The following is a 17,580-nucleotide window of genomic DNA, read 5'->3' on the forward strand; positions in this document are numbered from 1 at the left end:
TGAAGGTAAGGTAAATGTGGGATAATCGCAAGTTAGCAATCGTTTGGACGATTGCGAAAGCCCGGTTGCCGCAGCCCGGTTTTCAGAGTCGTCCTTGATATTGTCTTGAATCCAAGCCGGAGTTTCCGATGAATTTCGAACAAGCCCGCTTCAATATGGTTGAGCAACAGATCCGTCCGTGGGACGTGCTCGACACCTCCATTCTCGATCTGCTGTTCCACGTGAAACGCGAAGATTTTGTCGGTACCGACAAGCGCGCGCTGGCCTTTGTCGACACCCAGCTGCCGCTGGACAACGGCTGCACCATGCTGGAGCCGAAGGTCGAAGCCCGTCTGGTGCAGGACCTGCAGGTGAAAGCCAGCGACAAGGTGCTGGAAATCGGTACCGGCAGCGGCTACCTGACCGCCCTCTTGGCCGCCGTCGGCCAGCACGTGTACAGCGTCGATATCGACGCGCAGCAGCTGCAGCAAGCCGCGGCCAACCTCAAAACTGCCGGCATCAAGAACGTGACCCTGAGCCAGGGCAACGGTATCGACGGTCTGGCGGCGCAGGCGCCGTTCGACGTGATCTGTGTCGGCGGTTCGGTACCGGTGGTGCCGGAAGCGCTGAAGGCGCAGCTGGCCATCGGCGGCCGTATGGCGGTGATCGTCGGCGATGCGCCGGTAATGATCGCCAAGATCATCACCCGCGTGTCCGAAACCGCGTATCAGGAAAGTGTCAGCTTCGATACCAATATCGCGCGCCTGAAGCAACTGGACGCGATCGAACCGTCGCGCTTCAGCTTCTGATGATCCGCGAAATCAACGCCCGCGAGCTGGCCGACTGGCTGGCCGACGCGTCCCGTCCGCAGCCGGTGCTGCTTGACGTGCGCGAGGACTGGGAGTACGCGCTGTGCCGCATCGACGGCTCGCGCCAGATCCCGATGAACCTGATCCCGCTACGCCACAACGAGCTGCCGGATGACACCCCGGTGGTGACCATCTGCCACCACGGTGTGCGCAGTTACCAGGTCGGCCTGTTCCTGGAAAACGCCGGTTTCGAGCAGGTGCTGAGCCTGCGCGGCGGCGTGGCGGCATGGGCGGACGAGGTCGAGCCGGCGATGGCGCGCTACTGAGCCGACGTTGGCCGCAAGCAAAGCCGTTCCCTGTGGAGCGGCTTTTTTATTGGTCTTAGCCGCTGCGGGTGGAAATGATGCCGAGCCGCCTCCCGCTGCCGAATCCCGCATGTTCCGTGAATGCAATGACTGACAACATAAGCTATCTCTCCCCCGCCCTCGCCGGCCTGCCCGCCGACTGGCAACAGCTGCTGGCAACGCCGGCCATCTGTGCACAACTGGCCGCCATCGACGAGAAACTGGCGGAGCGCGCCGCCGCCGGCGCGGTGATCTACCCGCCGCGCGAGCTGGTGTTCAACGCGCTGCGCCACGTGGCGCCGGCCGACATCCGCGTGGTGATCATCGGCCAGGACCCGTACCACGGCGCCGGCGAGGCGATGGGGCTGAGCTTTTCGGTGCCGGACGGGGTGAAGATCCCGCCCAGCCTGCGCAACATCTACAAGGAACAGCTGGCCGACCTCGGCCTGCCGCCGCCGGCCAGCGGCAACCTGACACACTGGGCGCGGCAGGGCGTGCTGCTGCTCAATGCCTCGCTGACGGTGGAGGCCGACCGCGCCGGCAGCCACGGCAAGCTCGGCTGGCAGGCGGTTACCGACGCGCTGATCGACGCGGTGAACGCGGCCAACCCCGGCTGCGTGTTCCTGCTGTGGGGCAACTGGGCACACACCAAAGCCGAACGCATCGATGCCGGCCGCCACTGCGTGCTGAAGGCGGCACACCCGTCGCCGCTGTCGGCCAGCCGCGGTTTTCTCGGCTGCCGCCATTTCTCGCAGGCCAACCAGTGGCTGGCCGGGCGTGGCCGCGGCGAGATCACCTGGGGCGGCGCGGCGGTGCAGGGTGGGCTGTTCTAGCGCGAACGTGCTGTGTTCGCCACGAAAGCACACGGGAAGTACGGGAAAAAGCCGGAATGCCGCTTGGCGACGTCGCCCGCGAAAACCGCACGCATCCCACCGGTCCGGCTGCCGCCATGCGGCCGCGATGGCCCTGTCCTTTTTCTTTTGCGGCAAGAATGATTTTTCAGACTGACAGCTGGCCGCGCGCCACGCAGCGCTGCTCGGTGCGGCCAACCTGCAGCCGCTGTTGCAACACGGCCAGCGCGGCCTGGTGTGCGGCGTGGCCGCACAGGAACAGGTCGACGGCGGCGTAGCCGTGTTCCGGCCAGCTGTGGATGCTGATGTGCGACTCGGCCAGCAGCAGCACGCCGGTGACGCCCTGCCCGGGGCCGAAATGGTGGAAGTGGCCGGCCAGCACCTGCGCGCCGGCGGCGCGGGCGGCGGCGTACAGCGCCTGCTCCACGCCGGCGGCGTCGGCCAGCGCGGCCGCCGGGCAATCGTAGAGGTCGGCCAGCAGATGTTCGCCGAGGGGACTCATTTGTGGCCGCCGCCGAAGAAGCCGCCGCCGCCGGAGCGACCGCTGCTGCTGCGATAGCTGCCGCCATCGTCGCTGTTGGCGGTGTAGTTGATCAGCGTGCTGACGAGCACGATCGCGGCGCAGTACAGCAGATAGGTCAGGCGGCTCATGTCAGGTTTCCAGCGGCAGCAACAGCAGGACGGAGGCGATGAAGCAGATGCCGATGATCTCGCTGCTGTCGCCGGTCAGCAGTAGCGGCGCATTGAGCAGCCACAGCAGCGCCACGGCGCCGTAGCCGAGCGGGCGCAAGGCGGCCTTGCCGGCGGCACTGCCCGCGCTGCGGAAGGCGGAAGCCAGCGGGGCGTCCTTGCCGAACCAGCGTCCCACGTCCGCGTCGCTGACCTTGCGGCTGCTGCTCCAGGTGAGTTCCTGCGGGCTTTGTTCGCTGGCCAGCAGGGTATTGCCGTCCCGGCTCTGGTATTCGTTGAGGATCAGGCTGTCGCCGAGACGGGCACGCCACGGGAAGGCGCCGGCGGCATAGTCTATCCTGGCCAGATAGGGAGGATAGCGCGCGGCGAAGCGTTGCTTGCCCCACAGCGCGTACTCCGCGGTGGCCTCGTCCACCCACACGTCCATCAGCGCGCCCAGCCACCAGCCGTCGCCGGTCTCGGTCAGCCAGCGGAAGCCCAGCTGCGGCTCGTACAGCAGGTACTCGTTCCAGCGGCTGTCGCGGTCCGCGCTTTCCACCCAACCCAGCAGGCCGATGATGGTCCAGGTCTTGCCGTCGATGGTGGCCTCGCTGCCGTTGGCCAGCGTGAAGCGCAGCATGCTGCCCTGCACGCTCTGGTGCTGGGCCAGCACGGTGGCGTGCTCGCCCTGGATGTCGACCTCGCTGCTGCAGGACGGGCAGTTGAGGTGGGTGGCAGTGCCGGCGCGGTAGTCGAGGCCGGCGCCGCACTGCGGGCAGTCCAGCTGCTGCACGCTGCCCTTGAGCTTGCCGGTGGCGGCCTCGATCATGCGCTCATCGCGCAGGCGCTGCATGTTCAGCTGCGGGAGCGTCACCGCCTCGCCCAGGTACAGCTGCGGCGGCTGGCCGTCGCTGTAGTCCAGGGTCAGGAAGTGGCCGCCGCTGCGCGCGTCGGCGACCGGTGCGTCGTAGCCGGGCTGCAGCTGGCGCGGCAGCTCGCCCTCGCCGGCGACGCAGCGCGCCTGGCGGATGTCGCTGAAAATGAAGTGGCTGTTGTCCTGTTGCCAGCCCTGTCCGGCGCGCAGCTGGTCGAAAGGCGGGGCCGTATCGCTACTGCCCTGTGCCCGGGTCAGCACGTACTGGCCGACGCTTTCCGCCAGCCAGGCGCTTTCGCCGTCGTCGAACAGCACGTGCCACTCGTTCCAGCTGCCGGCATCAAAGGCCAGCTGGATGCGGCCCACCACGGTGAACTGGCGGCCGCGCCAGATGCCTGCGCTTGCGATCTGCAGCGGCGAGTAGTCGTCCAGCAGTGCGGCCATCTTGCCGATGTCGCGCACGCTGTCCGCGTCGCGCAGCAGCGTGCTGTGGCAATAGGAACACACCGCCAGCACCGAGCTGGTGGCGTGGAAGCGCACTTCGGCGCCGCAGGCGGGGCAGGCGACGCGGTACATCAGGCAGGGTTGGCCGCAGGCTGCTTGGTCATGCTCAGCCCACCAGCTTCTTCAGCACGTCGGCCTTGGCCGTGTCGTAGTCGGCCTGGGTGATCAGGCCGGCGTCCAGCAGCGCCTTGAGCTGCGCCAGCTTGGCCTGCGGGCTGTCGCCGGTGTCGGCGGCCGGCGCGGCTGGCGGCTCGGCAGGTGCGGCGGCCGTCGGCTGCAGCGTCTGCTGCATGGCCTGGGTCATGATCTGGCCGACGCCGACCCCGGCGGCCAAGCCGGCGCCGATGCCGGCCAGCCCGCCCTCGTTCTGCGCCGCCAGCGGGATGGCTTCCGCCGCCTGGTAGCGGGTGTACTGGTTCAGGTCGCCCGCCATGCCCATCGCGATGCGCTTGTCGATGGCCTTCTGCAGCTCTTCCGGCAGCGAGATGTTCTCCACCGCGAAGCTGTCCAGCGCCACGCCGTAGCGCGCGAACACCGGCAGCAGCGCCGTCTTGATGGTGTCGGCCATCAGCCCCTGGTTGGCCGCCATGTCGAGGAAGGGCACGGCGCTGCCGCCCAGGGTGCTGGCCATGGTGGCCACCACCTGGTTGCGCAGCTGCTGTTCCAGATCGTCCACGGTGTAGCTGTCGCGGGTGCCGCTGACCTCGCTGTAGAACAGTTTCGGGTCGGTGATGCGGTAGCTGTAGATGCCGAAGGCGCGCAGGCGCACCATGCCGAAGTCCTTGTCGCGCAGCGTCACCGGCTGCGGCGTGCCCCACTTGCGCCCCAGCTGCAGCCGGGTGCTGAAGAACACCAGGTCGGACTTGAAGGGCGATTCGAACAGCTTGTCCCAGTGCTGCAGGTAGGTGAGCACCGGCAGCGTCTGGGTGGTGAGCTTGTACATGCCGGGGCCGAACACGTCGGCGATCTTGCCCTCGTTGATGAACACCGCCATCTGCGATTCGCGCACCGTCAGGCTGGCGCCGTACTGGATCTCGTTGTCCTGCATCGGGTAGCGCCAGGCCAGCACGCCGTCGCCCTCCTCCTGCCATTCCAGGATGTCGATGAACTGCTTGGAAATGAAGGAAAACAGACTCATGGCGAAGACTCCATCAAGGTTGGCCGCAGCGCGAACCGCCTGCGGCAGGCGGTTACGACAGGCTGCCGGCGTTCAGCACGCCCACCGCCAGCTGCACGCTGCCGGCCAGGAGGCCCATGGCGGTGTTGTTGTCCTGCAGCGCCTGCTGCAGGTCGCGCACGCAGCGCGACAGCAGCATGTGCACCACGATCTGCACCAGCATGGCCAGCACGCCCCACAGCAGGAAGCTGTGCAGGGTGTTCAGGTGCCAGGCGCTGGAGGCCAGCGTCAGCGAGAAGCCCAGCAGCGCGCCGCCGAAGGACAACGCCGCCGCCTGGTTGTGCTGGCGGATCAGCTGCATCTCGTTCAGCGGCGTTACGCGGCAGTACAGCACGGTGAACAGCGCCAGCAGCAGCGCGCCGCTGCCCACGTAGGACAGGTAGGCCAACAGGGCGGGCAGGAAGGCGGTCGACATATGCAGCGTCCTTGGCAGGCTTGGGCAATAATGGCCATTCTACCCACGTTTCATGAGTGCCGGCATGCGCGATCGTCTGCTTATCCTGTCCGTTTTTGTGGTGGCATCCTGCGGCCTCGCCTACGAGCTGATAGCCGGTGCGCTGGCCAGCTACCTGCTGGGCGACTCGGTGCTGCAGTTCTCGTCCATCATCGGCTGCTACCTGTTTGCCATGGGCGTCGGCTCGCACCTGTCGCAGTATGTAAAAGATGAACGGGTGCTGGATACATTCATCGAGATCGAGCTGCTGGTGGCGCTCCTGGGTGGGCTGTCGGCCAGCGCCCTGTTCGCGGTGTTCGCCTGGAGCGGTGAGTCGTTCCGCCTCATGCTGTACGCGCTGGTGTTCCTCACCGGCGCCATGGTGGGCATGGAGATCCCGCTGGTGATGCGCGCGCTGAACCAGCGTCAGCAGCGCTTTGCCGAGCTGGTGAGCCGCGTGCTTACCTTCGACTACCTGGGCGCGCTGGCGGTGTCGCTGCTGTTCCCCATCGTGCTGGCGCCGCGGCTGGGGCTGGCGCGCTCGGCGCTGCTGTTCGGCCTGTCCAACGTGGCGGTGGCGCTGTGGACCTGCCGCGTGTTCCGCGCCGAGCTCGTGCGGCCAACCTTGCAGTACCTGCGCAGCCTGCTGGTGCTCTTGGTGCTGGGCGGCGGCTTCATCGCTGCCGACGAGCTGACGCGCTGGAACGAGAAGGCCATCTACGGCGACGACGTGATCCACGCCGAAACCACGCCCTACCAGCGCCTGGTGCTGACGCGCTGGAAGGGCGACCTGCGGCTGTACATCAACGGTAACCTGCAGTTTTCCAGCCGCGACGAGCACCGCTACCACGAGGCGCTGGTGCACCCGGTGCTGGGTGCGCTGCCGTGGGCGCGGCGAGTGCTGATCCTGGGCGGCGGCGACGGCCTGGCCGCGCGCGAGGTGCTGAAGTACCCGAATGTGCAGCAGGTGACACTGGTGGACCTGGACCCGGCGATGACCGGCCTGTTCGCCCGCTCGGCGCCGCTGGTGGCGCTCAACGGCGGCTCGCTGCAAAGCCCGCGCCTGCGCGTGGTCAACGACGACGCCGCGCGCTGGCTGGAGCGGCACGGCGAGGTATTCGACGCCATCATCGTCGACTTCCCCGACCCGTCCAGCTTCGCGCTGGGCAAGCTGTACTCGGTGCCGCTGTACCGGCTGCTGTCGCGCCATCTGGCTGAAAACGGGCTGGCGGTGGTGCAGTCGACCTCGCCTTACCACGCGCCGCGCTCGTATTGGAGCATCTACGCCACGCTGCAGGCGGCGGGCCTCGCCACCACGCCCTATCACGCCTACGTGCCGTCCTTCGGCGAGTGGGGTTTCATCATCGCCGCCCATCGCCCCGGCTACACCCCGCCGCAGGCCTACCGCGTGCCGATGAAATTCCTCGACCGCGAGGCCACGCGGCAGATGTTCTTCTTTCCGCCCGATATGCGGCGCTGGAACGTGCTGCCCAATGAGCTGAACAACCAGATACTGGTGCACTACTTCGAGCAGGACTGGTCGCAGGTGATTCGCTAGGCGTGGGAAACAGGGCAAACGACGAGGCCGCGCAGCGGGTCAGACTTATGAGTGAACGAGTGAGCCACGCCACCATCGGCCCGCGCCGCAGCGGGATTGGTCCGTGCTGATGCAGCGCCGCGATTTCCTGCGTACCGCCGCCCTGCTCGCCGGCCTGCCCTTGTTGGGTGGCTGCCGGCAGGTGCTGGGCTGGGGCCTGCCGATAGACGTTTTCCGCCCCGGCATGGCCGCCGGCCACCGCCTGCGCGACGCCGCCTCCCTGCCGCCGCCACGCGGCACGCGCCGCGTCGATACCGTCATCGTCGGCAGCGGTGTGGCCGGGCTGTTTGCCGGCTGGCGGCTGGCGCGTGAAGGCTACCGCGACTTCGTGCTGCTGAACGGGCCGGAGCCGGACGGCAACGCCGCCGGCGGCGCCTTCGGCGAGTGGCGCTACCCCACCGGCGCGCACTACCTGCCGCTGCCCTCGCCCGAGTCGGCGCACGTGCGCACGCTGCTGGCCGAGATGGGCGTGATCGAGGCAGGCGGCGCCAGCCTGCGGCCAACCTTCGACGAGCGCGTGCTGGTGCACGCGCCGGACGAGCGGCTGTGGCGTGACGGCCAGTGGCAGGATGGCCTGCTGCCGCGCGGCCTCGGCGCCGACGACGACGCGCAGCAGCGGCGCTTCCTGCTTCACGTGAAACAACTGCAGCAACAGCACGGCACCGACGGACGGCGCGTGTTCACCGTGCCCACCGCGCTGGCCTCAACCGACCCGGCCTGGCGCGCGCTGGACCGCCAGAGCTTTGCCAGCTGGCTGGCGGCGCACGGCTACACCGCGCCCGGCCTGCTGTGGTACCTCGACTACTGCTGCCGCGACGACTACGGCAGCACGCTGGCGCAGACCTCGGCCTGGGCCGGCCTGCACTACTTCGCCGCCCGCGGCGGCCACGCGGCCAACGCCGAAGACGGCGCGGTGCTGACCTGGCCGGACGGACTCGCCCCGCTGCTGCGCCACATGCGCAGCCGCATCGGTGCCGAACGGCAGCTCCCCGGCGCCGCCTGGCGCATCCAGATGCAGGGCCAGCAGGCACAGGTGGATTATGTCGATGCCGGCGGTGCACAGCGCCTGCTGGCGCGGCGCGTCATCGTCGCCACGCCGCTGCACGTGGCCTGGCACCTGCTGCCGTCCATGCGCAGCCTGGGCTTCGAGCGTGCCCACCTGCCGCCGCGCGCGCCGTGGCTGGTGGGCAATGTGCTGCTCGATCGCTTCCCGCAAGAGCCCGAACAGTCAACGCTCGCCTGGGACAACGTGGTGTACGGCAGCACCGGCCTCGGCTACGTGGTGGCTACGCACCAGCTGATCCGCGTCGCGCTGCCCGAGCGCACCGTGTTCACCACCTACCATGCCTTTGCCGATGCGGCGCCCGATGCCACCCGGCCATGGTTGGCCGCAGCCGGGGCCGACGCGCTGTTCGAGCTGGCCACGCAGGATCTCTACACCGTGTACGGAGCGCGCCTGCGCCGCCACCTGCTGGCCGCCCGCCTCACCGTGCGCGCCCACGCCATGGCCAGCCCGCAGCCGGGCTTCCTGGCCAACGCCGGCCTGGCCGCGCTGCGCGCCGCCGACGGCCCCATCCTGTTCGCGCATTCGGACCTCTCCGGTCTGTCTTTGTTTGAAGAAGCCGCGTGGTGGGGCGACGTGGCGGCGCGACGGGTGCTGGGCTGAGGCGGCCGGCCGCTGGCGGCGCGTATGCTAAAATGCGGCATCGGCAGCCACCCGCGAGTATCCCCATGCGTATCGGAACCCCTCTTTCCGCGTCGGCCCGACGCGTCATGCTGCTGGGCAGCGGCGAACTGGGCAAGGAAGTGGTCATCGCCCTGCAGCGCCTCGGCGTGGAAACCATCGCCGTCGACCGCTATCCCGACGCACCGGCGATGCAGGTCGCGCACCGCAGCCACGTCATCAACATGGCCGACCCGGCCGCGCTGCGCGCGCTGGTGGAAGCCGAGCGGCCGCACCTGATCGTGCCGGAGATCGAGGCCATCGCCACCGAGGAGCTGCTGCGCATCGAGGCCGACGGCCTTGCCGAGGTCATCCCCACCGCGCGTGCGGCCAACCTGACCATGAACCGCGAGGGCATCCGCCGTCTGGCCGCCGAGGAGCTGGGCCTGCCGACCTCGCCGTACGCCTTTGCCGCGAGCGAGGCCGAGCTGCAGGCGGCCATTGACGCGGGCATCGGCTACCCCTGCCTGGTGAAGCCGGTGATGTCGTCCAGCGGCAAGGGGCAGTCGCTGCTGCGCGGGCCTGACGATGTGGCCGCCGCCTGGCAGTACGCGCTCAGCGCCGGCCGCGTCGACAGGGGGCTGGTGATCGTCGAGGGCTTCATCGACTTCGACTACGAGATCACCCTGCTCACCGTGCGCGCCAGTGACGGCGCCGGCGGCATCGCCACCCACTTCTGCGCGCCGGTCGGCCACCTGCAGCAGAGCGGCGACTACGTGGAAAGCTGGCAGCCGCAGCCGATGTCGCCGCTGGCGCTGCAGCGCGCGCAGAACATGGCGGCCAAGGTGACCGCCGCGCTGGGCGGGCGCGGCCTGTTCGGCGTCGAGCTGTTCGTCAAGGGCGACCAGGTGTGGTTCTCCGAGGTCAGCCCGCGCCCGCACGACACCGGGCTGGTGACGCTGGCCAGCCAGATCTACAGTGAATTCGAGCTGCACGCGCGCGCCATCCTCGGCCTGCCGGTGGACGTCACGCTGCGCGATGCCGCGGCGTCAGCGGTGATCTACGGCGGCCTGCAGGAGGCCGGCATCGCCTTCGACGGCGTGGCCGAGGCGCTGGCGGTGCCGGGCGCCGACCTGCGCCTGTTCGGCAAGCCGGAAAGCTTCGAACGCCGCCGCATGGGGGTGGCGGTGGCACGGGCGGACGACGTGGCCACCGCGCGCGAACGCGCACGGCTGGCGGCGGGCAAGGTCAAGCCTGTCAGCGGCAACCAGGCGTTGCCGCCAGGCTCGGCACCGTATTCAGACAAGGAGTGACAGACAGCATGAATGACGAATTGCGGATTGAAGACCTGCAGCCGGGCGACGGCAAGGCGGTGGTCAAGGGTGCGCTGATTACCACCCAGTACCGCGGCTGGTTGGAGGACGGCACCTGCTTCGATTCCTCCTACCAGCGTGGCAAGCCGTTCCAGTGCGTGATCGGCAGCGGCCGCGTGATCAAGGGCTGGGACCTGGGCCTGATGGGCATGCGCGTCGGCGGCAAGCGCAAGCTGTGGGTGCCGGCCCACCTCGCCTACGGCGAGCGCCAGATCGGCGCCCACATCACGCCGCACTCTAACCTGATCTTCGAGATCGAGCTATTGGAAGTCCTGACCCGCGACGACTGAGCGACGTCGGCAGCAACAAAAACCCCCGCTACCGGTGTCCGGCAGCGGGGGTTTTTGCTGTGTGTTTATGGCCAAGGTTGGCCGCAGTGTGGGGGGTATGATTCGTGACCAACTACTGTCACAAATCATACCGGCAGCCCAGAACCTGCTTATTGCAGTTTGCAGCCCGCAGGCAATAAGCGCCCGGCGCCGGGCAAGGCAATTCGTGACGCGAGGTGTCACGAATCATGTCGCTTCAGAATTCGACGGTTACCTTCTTCGCCCCCATCGCCTTGGCACGGGCGATCAGCTGCTCCAGCGTGGCATCGGCCAGCAGGATGCCGGTCAGCGGCGCGGCTGGCTGCGCCGTCGGGGCTGGGGCGATAGTCACGGGGGGCGCCACCGGCGGTGGCGGGCTGACCGCGGCGGTGGCGCTGTCGGCCAGCAGCGTCGCCAGCACCTTGCTCAGCCGTTCGTAGGCTTCGCGGCTGGGCTTGATGTTGCTGCCGTCCTGCGCCTCGTAGCGCTGGATGGCGGCGGTGGACAGCCCGACCTGGGCTGCCAGCGCGGTACGCGACAGCTGCAATTGCTTGCGGATGGCTTTCAGCGCCGGGGCAAATTCGGCGCTTTCAAAGTCGGGCAATACGGACATCGTGCTCTCCGGCTGACGGGAAGAAGCGCTGATCATACACACGATGCAGCGGTTAATACATAAAAACACACAAAAACATACGCGTCAGCCAGGTGTGTGTATTGTGTTCGCCACAGTTTCTGTATTAATCATACTGATGTGTTGTTTGTGCGGTGTAAAACTATTGGTTTATCAAAGGCGTGCACTGTATGTGTGATTTGTTTTGCGATGACAATCACACTGTCAATACAGTCGCGTCATGTCGTCAATCAGTGGTTGTGTGTTTTTGTGTGATTCGATGCAGCGGTATACGGCCTGATTCATACTGCCACACGGGAGCATGGCCGGCCCGATGCCGGGCCGGCACGGCCGCAATCACGAGCGCCGCGTTGCGGTGCCTGCTTGATGCCGCCCTTGTATGCCGGCGAGCCGTCACCTGTCTTCCGTGGCCGGTGTTGACGCTGCCGTATCGCCTGGTCGGGTTGCCGGTGGGGGCGGTGGCAGACCCCGCTTTATGCGTGATGGCCGTCCAGTGCCAGCAGCAGCTCGTCGATCTCCTGCAGGTGGGTGTCGTCGTGCGCCACCATGTCGGTGACCAGCTCCGCCAGCGTCAGCCGCTGCCGCCCTTCCCAGACCCCGATGCGGGCCTGGGCGTCGGCGTCGCAGCCCTGCAGTAACGCCACCAGCTCGCCGCGGGCACGGATCATGCCGCTGGCCGCCTGTGCGTAATCCTGTGCCTGGTAGTCGCGGGTGATGGCCCATTCGCTGCCGTTGACGCCGTGCAGCAGCGGCTGCGGCTGTTCGAGGATGGCGCGCACGCGCGGGCGGAAGGCGTCGTCGTCGAGGTCGCGCAGGTGGCAGAGGTGCTCCAGCGCGGAGAAGCCGATGCCGGGCGGGCGGGTGCGCTGGTGTGCCGGTGGCAGTGTCGCCAGCCGCTGCAGCACCTGTTGCGGCATCGCGGCGAGGCTGGCCAGTAGCTCGGCAAAGCTGTGCGGCAGCGGCAGCGGCGACCACACCGCGCCGTAGCTGAAGTAGCCGCCCGGCACCCGTCCGCGCGGACGCAGCAGCTGGTGGCCGTGGTGGCGCATCACGTCGCCGACCATGGCGCCGCAGAACTGGCGCGCGGTCTGGTCGCTGGCGACTTCGGCGAATTTGTGCTGGAGATCGTGGACGATGGCCGTCACTGCCGGCATGCCGGCACGCGACAGCGCCGCGTATTCGAGGTAGCGCTGCGGGGTGTCGATCAGCTGTTCCAGCTGCTGGCCGAGGGCGCTGCGGCGGAACTGGTCAAAGCGGTTGTGCATGGCGGTCGCCTAGTAACGTAGCAAAATGCTACGTTACTAGCTGGTGGCTGCCACGGCAAGCCGTTTCCGCCGCGCACTGACCCGGCCGGGCCGGGCGGCACCATTGCGAACCCGGCTGGCGATCCCGTCAGGCCTGCGGCCAAGCCTGGCTATGGTGGGCGCAGCGCGAGTTCCTGCCCGGTCGCGACCCCACCGCATCGTGCCGTACCGTGCTCGCCCGGCCGTGGCCCGGCGCTACAGCGTGCGCGCCAGCGCGATCATCTGTTCCATGCAGCGGCCCCAGCCGTCGTGAAAGCCCATGTCGGCGTGGGTCTGGCGGTCGATGGCGTCCTTGTGCAGCACGCGCGCGTTGTAGCGGGTGCCGCCGTCGGCCAGCGCGTCAAAGCTGATGACGGCGGTGAAGAAGGGCTTGCTGGCGGGGCGGAAGCCCGGTTGCAGCGCGTCGCTGAACACCAGCCGTTGCTGCGGCACGATGTCGAGGAAGCAGCCGCTGGTCGGGTAACGGGTGCCGTCCGGCGCCTGCATCACGGTGCGGAACACGCCGCCCGGCTGCAGTTCCATCTCGCACTCGGGGGTGGTCAGCGGCGCCGGCGCCCACCACTGCTGCAGCAGCGCCGGCGTGGTCCACACCCGCCACAGCAGCGCCGGGGGCAGGTCGATGTCGCGCCCCAGTTGCAGGTCCAGGTGGGCGTCGAAGGGAGGCAGGGTCATGATGGCTCCTTGATCGGGCGCCTGCGGCCAACGTTGGCCGCAAGCGCGGGTTCAGACGTGCGGGAAGTCCGGGTTCCACGCCACTTCCCACAGGAAGCCGTCGGCGTCGGCGAAATAGCCGCTGCGCCCGCCCCAGAACGCGTCCTGTGCCGGCTTGACGATGCGGCCGCCGCGCGCGGCGACCTTGGCCAGCAGCGCGTCCACCTGTTGCGCGCTACGCACATTGTGCGCCAGCGTAAAGCCGGGAAACGCCGCTGGCGGGCTGTCGGCCACGCCGGCGTCGGCGGCCAGCGCCGCGCGCGGATACAGCGACAACCAGGTGTGGCCGAGTTCGAAGAAGGCGACCCCGGCGCCGTCCGGCATCGCGATCTGCGGCAGCTGCAGCACGTCGCGGTAGAAGGCGGTGGCGCGCGCGAGGTCGGCGACGCCCAGGGTGACAAAGCTCAGTCTTGCTTCCATGCGTGGTACTCCCGGTGCCAAGGCTGGCTCATTTGTTGTTGCAGATGCCGTCGCGCCGGCTCACCGACGTCGGCGTGGTGCAGGAAGGCATCCAGTGAAATGTTGTCCGGCCACGGCGTGTTGTTCTGTTGTATAGCCTGCATCCGGTCAACGCGAAAATGGCGATAGTCGCGGCGCAGCAGGCACCACGCCGCCAGCGTCCAGCGGTCGCCCCAGAAGAACAGTCCCAGCGGCGCCAGCGTGCGGCGGCTGGGCTGGCCGGCCTCGTCGCGGTAGTCGATGGCGAGGCAGCGCCGCGCGTGGATGGCGGCGGTGATGCCGCCCAGCCGTTCGCGCGGGTAGCCGTGGTGGCGCGCGGCAAACAGCGGCGCCGGCGCCAGCCCGGCGGAGCCGAGCACGGCGTGGATCTTGGCCAGCGCGCTGGCGGCCGCGTCGGCGGTGGCGTGGTCGGCCCACGCCGCCAGCATGCGGGCGCCGACCTCCAGCGCCGACAGCTCGGCTGCGGAAAAACTCAGCGGCGGCGGGGTGAAGCCGGCCTCCAGCCAGTAGCCCTCGCCGGCCTCGCCATTGACCGGTGCGCCGCTGGCCATCAGGTCGGCCATGTCGCGGTACACCGTGCGCGGCGACACCTCCAGCCACTGCGCCAGCTGCGTGGCGGTGGTGCGGTGGCGACCGCGCAGCAGCAGCAGGATCTGCATCAGGCGGTCGGCACGGCGCATGTCAGCCGCCGCCCTGTTGCTGCGCCAGCCTGATCACGGCGCGGATGGCGGCGCGCGCCTGCGGGCTGTTGCCCCAGCAACTGCTGCGCAGCATGAGGGCGATCTGGCGGCACAGTTCGGCCTCGTCGCTGTCGCGTAGCTGGGCCAGCGACCGGTAGCCCAGCTGCTCCAGCCGTGCGATCACGCTGTCGCCGACGCCGTGCAGCGCGCGCATGGCCTGTCGTTCGTGCTCCGGAAAAGCCATGCCCGCTCCTGATGATGATAAATGAATGGTGATGGTAAACCGTGACGCGCTGCGGCGGGACGTTTTGTCAGGCGATGCGCCGGTAGAACGCCAGCAGCGCGCTACCGGGGGCGAGCAGGCTGAGAAAGTGTGCGCCGTGCGGATCGTCCGGCCACAGCTCGCACAGCGCGACGGCGCGTTCGTGGCTGTCGGCCAGTACCAGATCGGCATAGCTGTCGTCGTCGCCGCGCAGCAGCGCATGGCCGACAAAGCCGGGCTGGTGGCGCAGCAAGTGTTCTTCCACGGCCTGCGCCGCCTGGCGCAGCGTGGCTTCGCTGACGCCGGGGCGCAGCCGGAAACGGGCGAATTCGAGTCCGCCAAAGTGCGGGGTCGGGGTGTGCATGGTGGGGCTTTCGTCAGGAGTGAGCGGTGATACGGGACGGCCGCGGCCATCCCGTGGCGCGGGATCAGGCTTCGGTGTGCAGGCCGATGTGGTTGCCCTCGCTGTCCTGGAACAGCGCGATGTCGCCGTTGCCGTCCGGCAGCGTCATGCGCGGCTGCAGGATCACGCCGCCGGCGGCCTGGATGCGCACGAGCAGCGCGTCCATGTCCGGCCCGCCGTCCAGATAGACGCGGGTGCCGGCGTTGCCGGCCTGCAGGCGCGGGCTGGCCATGATGCAGCCGGGGTGCTCGTCGCCTGCGGTGCGGAACACGGCGATGTGTTCGCCCATGAAGGGTTCGACGTGCAGTTCCACGTGGAACGCGTCGCGGTAAAACGTCACCGCGCGCTCGAAGTCGGTGGCGGGGATTTCAAACCAGTGAACAAAGGCGGACATGGTGTGGCTCCGGTAGCGGGTTGGCGGCAGGGTTTGCCGTTGCCCAGTATCGCTACCGGCTACTGACAGCCTGCTGTCAGTAGGCTTTTGTCATGACAAAAAATATCGCCCGCCGCCCGCCGTCAACCGCCTCAGCCCTGGCGCAGGCGGCGGTAGAAGGTGCTGCGGCTGATGCCCAGCGCGCGCGCGGCGGCGCTGGCGTTGCCGCCGTGCTGTTGCAGCAGCGCCGCCAGCTGCCCGCCGCTGGCGCTGCCCGCCGCCGGCTGCTGCTCGCGCAGGGTGTCCGGCAGGTGGGCGATACCCAGCTCGGTGCCGTCGTCGACCAGCGCCAGCAGCGTCTTCAGCAGGTTGTCGAGCTGGCGCAGGTTGCCCGGCCACGGGTAGCGGCGGATGAAGTCGGCCAGCGCCGCCGACAGCGTCACCCCGCGTCGTGCGCCGCCGTGCTGTGCCAGCAGGTTGGCCGCAATCTGCGCCACGTCGCCGCGCTCGCGCAGCGGCGGCAGTCGCAGCGGATAGTGGCCGAGGCGGTAGTAGAGGTCGGCGCGGAAGCGGCCGGCGGCGACTTCGTGCTCCAGGTTGCGGTGGGTGGCGGCGACGATGCGCACGTCCACCTTCTGCCCGATGCCGCCGCCCAGCGGCACCACCAGCCGCTCCTGCAGCACGCGCAGCAGCCGCGCCTGCAGGCTGGCCGGCATGTCGCCGATCTCGTCGAGGAACAGGATGCCGCCGTCGGCCTCGCGCAGGCGACCCTTGGCGCCCTGCTTGCGCGCGCCGGTAAACGCGCCCTCCTCGTAGCCGAACAGCTCGGCCTCGATCAGCCCTTCCGGAATCGCCGCGCAGTTCACCGCCACCAGCGGTGCGCTGGCGCGGCTGCTGGCGGTGTGCAGCGCCTGCACGAAGCGCTCCTTGCCGACGCCGGTTTCACCCAGGATCAGCACCGGGATGTCGGCCTCCAGCAGCCGTTGCCCGCGTTGCAGCAGGCCGTCCGGCAGCGCGCCGGCGTCGTGGCGGCCAACCTTGCTGTCCGGCTGTCGTGTGGCGCGCGCGGCGGGATCGGCTGCGGCGGCCGGCGCCGCCTGTCGTGGCGTGGGCGGCAGCAGCCGCGCCGAGTACAGCTGGCCGCCGTGGCGCAAGGAGGCGACGTCGATGCCGTGGCGGCTGAGCCAGTGTTCCAGGCTCTGCCCGGCCAGCGCGGCAAAGCGGCCGTGGCCCAGCGCCGGCCAGTCCAGCCCCAGTGCCGAGAGCGCGGCACGGTTAGCCGCACGCAGCACGCCGTCGTCGTCGAAGCCCAGCCGGCCGCAGCGCGGCGTGGTCAGAGTGGCGGCGTCGGGGGCGAAGCGCAGCTCGAACAGCGCGCCGGCCTGCTCGTCGAACAGGCGCTGCTCGATGTGGCGCACTGCCGCCTGCACCTGCTGCTGCTGCGCGTCGCCCAGCTTGCGCGGCAGGCCGGAGACGTCGACCACGCCCAGCAGCTCGCCCTGCGGGCTGACGATGGCGCCGGCGGTGCACGACAGCTGGCGGTTGCGCTCCAGGTAGTGCTCGCTGCCGCGTACCCGCACCGGGCCGCCGAGCACCAGTGCGGTACCGATGGCGTTGGTGCCGCGCACGTCCTCGCGCCAGTCCATGCCCGGCAGCAGTGCCACCCGCTCGGCGCGGTCGAGAAAGGCCGGGTGCCCCATCTGGTCGAGGATCACGCCGTGGCGGTCGGCGACGATCACCACGTGGCCGTCGTCGACCACGCTGTCGAACAGCGCGTCGATCGCCGGCCGCGCCAGCTGCAGCCAGTCGGCGTTTTCCTGCTGCCGGCTGCCGAGGCTGGCGTCGTCCAGCTTGTCCGGCAGCCGCAGCCGCGCCGAGGACAGGCCGAGGCCGAGGCAGCGCCGCCACGAGTGCAGGATGGGGCCGGGCACGCTGTTGTCGGGCAGGGTTTCGCCCTCGAAAAAGCGGCGGCGGATTTCGGCTAGCGGCAAGGACGACATGGTGGCTCCGGCTTGTGTCAGTGTGTCGCGACAGCTGTGTCAGGCTGCGACAGCGGCGACGGTCTCGATCCGCCGATTATGCGCGCCCGGACGCGGCGAACAAGCGCCAAAAAAACAGCGCCGCTGGCGCGCTGCAACATCGAGCGGTGATGGTGGCCGCCGTTGCAGGGTTGGCC

Annotated in this window: 21 protein-coding genes; 7 read left to right on the forward strand and 14 right to left on the reverse strand. The window is 68.9% G+C overall.

What is annotated here, in order from left to right; genetic code table 11:
• Window positions 1-128 precede the first annotated feature (128 nt).
• From PQU96_RS02775 to PQU96_RS02785, 3 genes are all read left to right on the forward strand, one after another.
• Window positions 129-788 (forward strand): protein-L-isoaspartate O-methyltransferase family protein, encoded by a 660-nt coding sequence (locus tag PQU96_RS02775; protein ID WP_272770735.1) that lies wholly within the window; start codon window positions 129-131, stop codon window positions 786-788.
• Entirely contained in the window at window positions 788-1,114 is a 327-nt protein-coding gene (locus tag PQU96_RS02780; RefSeq protein WP_047968229.1) for a rhodanese-like domain-containing protein, read from the forward strand. The genes PQU96_RS02775 and PQU96_RS02780 overlap by 1 nt, the downstream gene beginning before the upstream one ends.
• A 125-nt stretch (window positions 1,115-1,239) precedes the next feature.
• Window positions 1,240-1,965 carry a uracil-DNA glycosylase gene (locus PQU96_RS02785; RefSeq protein WP_272770736.1) on the forward strand — a complete coding sequence of 242 codons (726 nt, stop codon included), beginning with the start codon at window positions 1,240-1,242 and terminating at the stop codon, window positions 1,963-1,965.
• 166 nt (window positions 1,966-2,131) lie between these two features.
• Here the strand turns inward: PQU96_RS02785 and speD are convergent, their stop codons facing one another.
• Genes speD through PQU96_RS02810 form a run of 5 tightly spaced genes read right to left on the reverse strand, consistent with a single transcriptional unit; the run spans window position 2,132 to window position 5,622 of the window.
• Entirely contained in the window at window positions 2,132-2,485 is a 354-nt protein-coding gene (gene speD, locus PQU96_RS02790; RefSeq protein WP_272770737.1) for an adenosylmethionine decarboxylase, read from the reverse strand.
• Entirely contained in the window at window positions 2,482-2,634 is a 153-nt protein-coding gene (locus PQU96_RS02795) for a hypothetical protein (protein ID WP_272770738.1), read from the reverse strand. The genes speD and PQU96_RS02795 overlap by 4 nt, the downstream gene beginning before the upstream one ends.
• Window position 2,635: 1 nt before the next feature.
• Window positions 2,636-4,102 carry a DUF4178 domain-containing protein gene (locus PQU96_RS02800; RefSeq protein WP_272770739.1) on the reverse strand — a complete coding sequence of 489 codons (1,467 nt, stop codon included), beginning with the start codon at window positions 4,100-4,102 and terminating at the stop codon, window positions 2,636-2,638.
• A 34-nt stretch (window positions 4,103-4,136) separates the two neighbouring features.
• The gene (locus PQU96_RS02805; protein WP_272771105.1) at window positions 4,137-5,162 is read right to left on the reverse strand and encodes an SPFH domain-containing protein; all 1,026 of its coding nucleotides are present in this window, start codon (window positions 5,160-5,162) and stop codon (window positions 4,137-4,139) included.
• 58 nt (window positions 5,163-5,220) lie between these two features.
• Complete coding sequence (locus PQU96_RS02810) at window positions 5,221-5,622, reverse strand: DUF350 domain-containing protein (RefSeq protein WP_272770740.1); 402 nt, start codon at window positions 5,620-5,622, stop codon at window positions 5,221-5,223.
• Between the two features lie 64 nt (window positions 5,623-5,686).
• On the opposite strand from PQU96_RS02810, the gene PQU96_RS02815 reads away from it, so the two are divergent.
• The 4 genes from PQU96_RS02815 to PQU96_RS02830 all read left to right on the forward strand — a co-directional run bounded on the left by PQU96_RS02815 (window position 5,687) and on the right by PQU96_RS02830 (window position 10,563).
• Window positions 5,687-7,198: a polyamine aminopropyltransferase gene (locus tag PQU96_RS02815; protein WP_373316261.1), complete on the forward strand. Its 1,512-nt coding sequence runs from the start codon at window positions 5,687-5,689 to the stop codon at window positions 7,196-7,198.
• Between the two features lie 109 nt (window positions 7,199-7,307).
• A complete protein-coding gene (locus PQU96_RS02820; RefSeq protein WP_272771106.1) occupies window positions 7,308-8,903 on the forward strand; it encodes an NAD(P)-binding protein in 1,596 nt (531 codons plus the stop codon).
• 65 nt (window positions 8,904-8,968) lie between these two features.
• Window positions 8,969-10,213, forward strand: a complete 1,245-nt coding sequence (gene purT / locus PQU96_RS02825) for a formate-dependent phosphoribosylglycinamide formyltransferase (protein ID WP_272770742.1) — start codon at window positions 8,969-8,971, stop codon at window positions 10,211-10,213.
• 8 nt (window positions 10,214-10,221) lie between these two features.
• Window positions 10,222-10,563 carry an FKBP-type peptidyl-prolyl cis-trans isomerase gene (locus PQU96_RS02830; protein WP_272770743.1) on the forward strand — a complete coding sequence of 114 codons (342 nt, stop codon included), beginning with the start codon at window positions 10,222-10,224 and terminating at the stop codon, window positions 10,561-10,563.
• Between the two features lie 235 nt (window positions 10,564-10,798).
• Here the strand turns inward: PQU96_RS02830 and PQU96_RS02835 are convergent, their stop codons facing one another.
• From PQU96_RS02835 to PQU96_RS02875, 9 genes are all read right to left on the reverse strand, one after another.
• Window positions 10,799-11,194 (reverse strand): helix-turn-helix domain-containing protein, encoded by a 396-nt coding sequence (locus PQU96_RS02835; RefSeq protein WP_272770744.1) that lies wholly within the window; start codon window positions 11,192-11,194, stop codon window positions 10,799-10,801.
• 491 nt (window positions 11,195-11,685) lie between these two features.
• Window positions 11,686-12,477 (reverse strand): DinB family protein, encoded by a 792-nt coding sequence (locus tag PQU96_RS02840; protein ID WP_272770745.1) that lies wholly within the window; start codon window positions 12,475-12,477, stop codon window positions 11,686-11,688.
• A 234-nt stretch (window positions 12,478-12,711) separates the two neighbouring features.
• Window positions 12,712-13,188 (reverse strand): SRPBCC family protein, encoded by a 477-nt coding sequence (locus tag PQU96_RS02845; protein WP_272770746.1) that lies wholly within the window; start codon window positions 13,186-13,188, stop codon window positions 12,712-12,714.
• 51 nt (window positions 13,189-13,239) lie between these two features.
• The gene (locus PQU96_RS02850; protein WP_272770747.1) at window positions 13,240-13,647 is read right to left on the reverse strand and encodes a VOC family protein; all 408 of its coding nucleotides are present in this window, start codon (window positions 13,645-13,647) and stop codon (window positions 13,240-13,242) included.
• Window positions 13,632-14,366 (reverse strand): helix-turn-helix transcriptional regulator, encoded by a 735-nt coding sequence (locus tag PQU96_RS02855; protein ID WP_272770748.1) that lies wholly within the window; start codon window positions 14,364-14,366, stop codon window positions 13,632-13,634. Before PQU96_RS02855 ends, PQU96_RS02850 begins: the two co-directional genes overlap by 16 nt.
• A gap of 1 nt (window position 14,367) precedes the next feature.
• Window positions 14,368-14,610, reverse strand: coding sequence for a recombinase RecA (locus PQU96_RS02860; protein WP_272770749.1), 243 nt, complete (start codon window positions 14,608-14,610; stop codon window positions 14,368-14,370).
• A 67-nt stretch (window positions 14,611-14,677) separates the two neighbouring features.
• Window positions 14,678-14,992 carry an antibiotic biosynthesis monooxygenase gene (locus PQU96_RS02865; protein WP_272770750.1) on the reverse strand — a complete coding sequence of 105 codons (315 nt, stop codon included), beginning with the start codon at window positions 14,990-14,992 and terminating at the stop codon, window positions 14,678-14,680.
• Between the two features lie 64 nt (window positions 14,993-15,056).
• Window positions 15,057-15,425 (reverse strand): VOC family protein, encoded by a 369-nt coding sequence (locus PQU96_RS02870; RefSeq protein ID WP_272770751.1) that lies wholly within the window; start codon window positions 15,423-15,425, stop codon window positions 15,057-15,059.
• Between the two features lie 131 nt (window positions 15,426-15,556).
• Window positions 15,557-17,404 carry a sigma-54-dependent Fis family transcriptional regulator gene (locus PQU96_RS02875; RefSeq protein WP_272770752.1) on the reverse strand — a complete coding sequence of 616 codons (1,848 nt, stop codon included), beginning with the start codon at window positions 17,402-17,404 and terminating at the stop codon, window positions 15,557-15,559.
• Window positions 17,405-17,580: the final 176 nt, after the last annotated feature.

Origin of the sequence: Vogesella margarita, assembly GCF_028548475.1 — a bacterium.
GTDB lineage: Bacteria > Pseudomonadota > Gammaproteobacteria > Burkholderiales > Chromobacteriaceae > Vogesella > Vogesella margarita.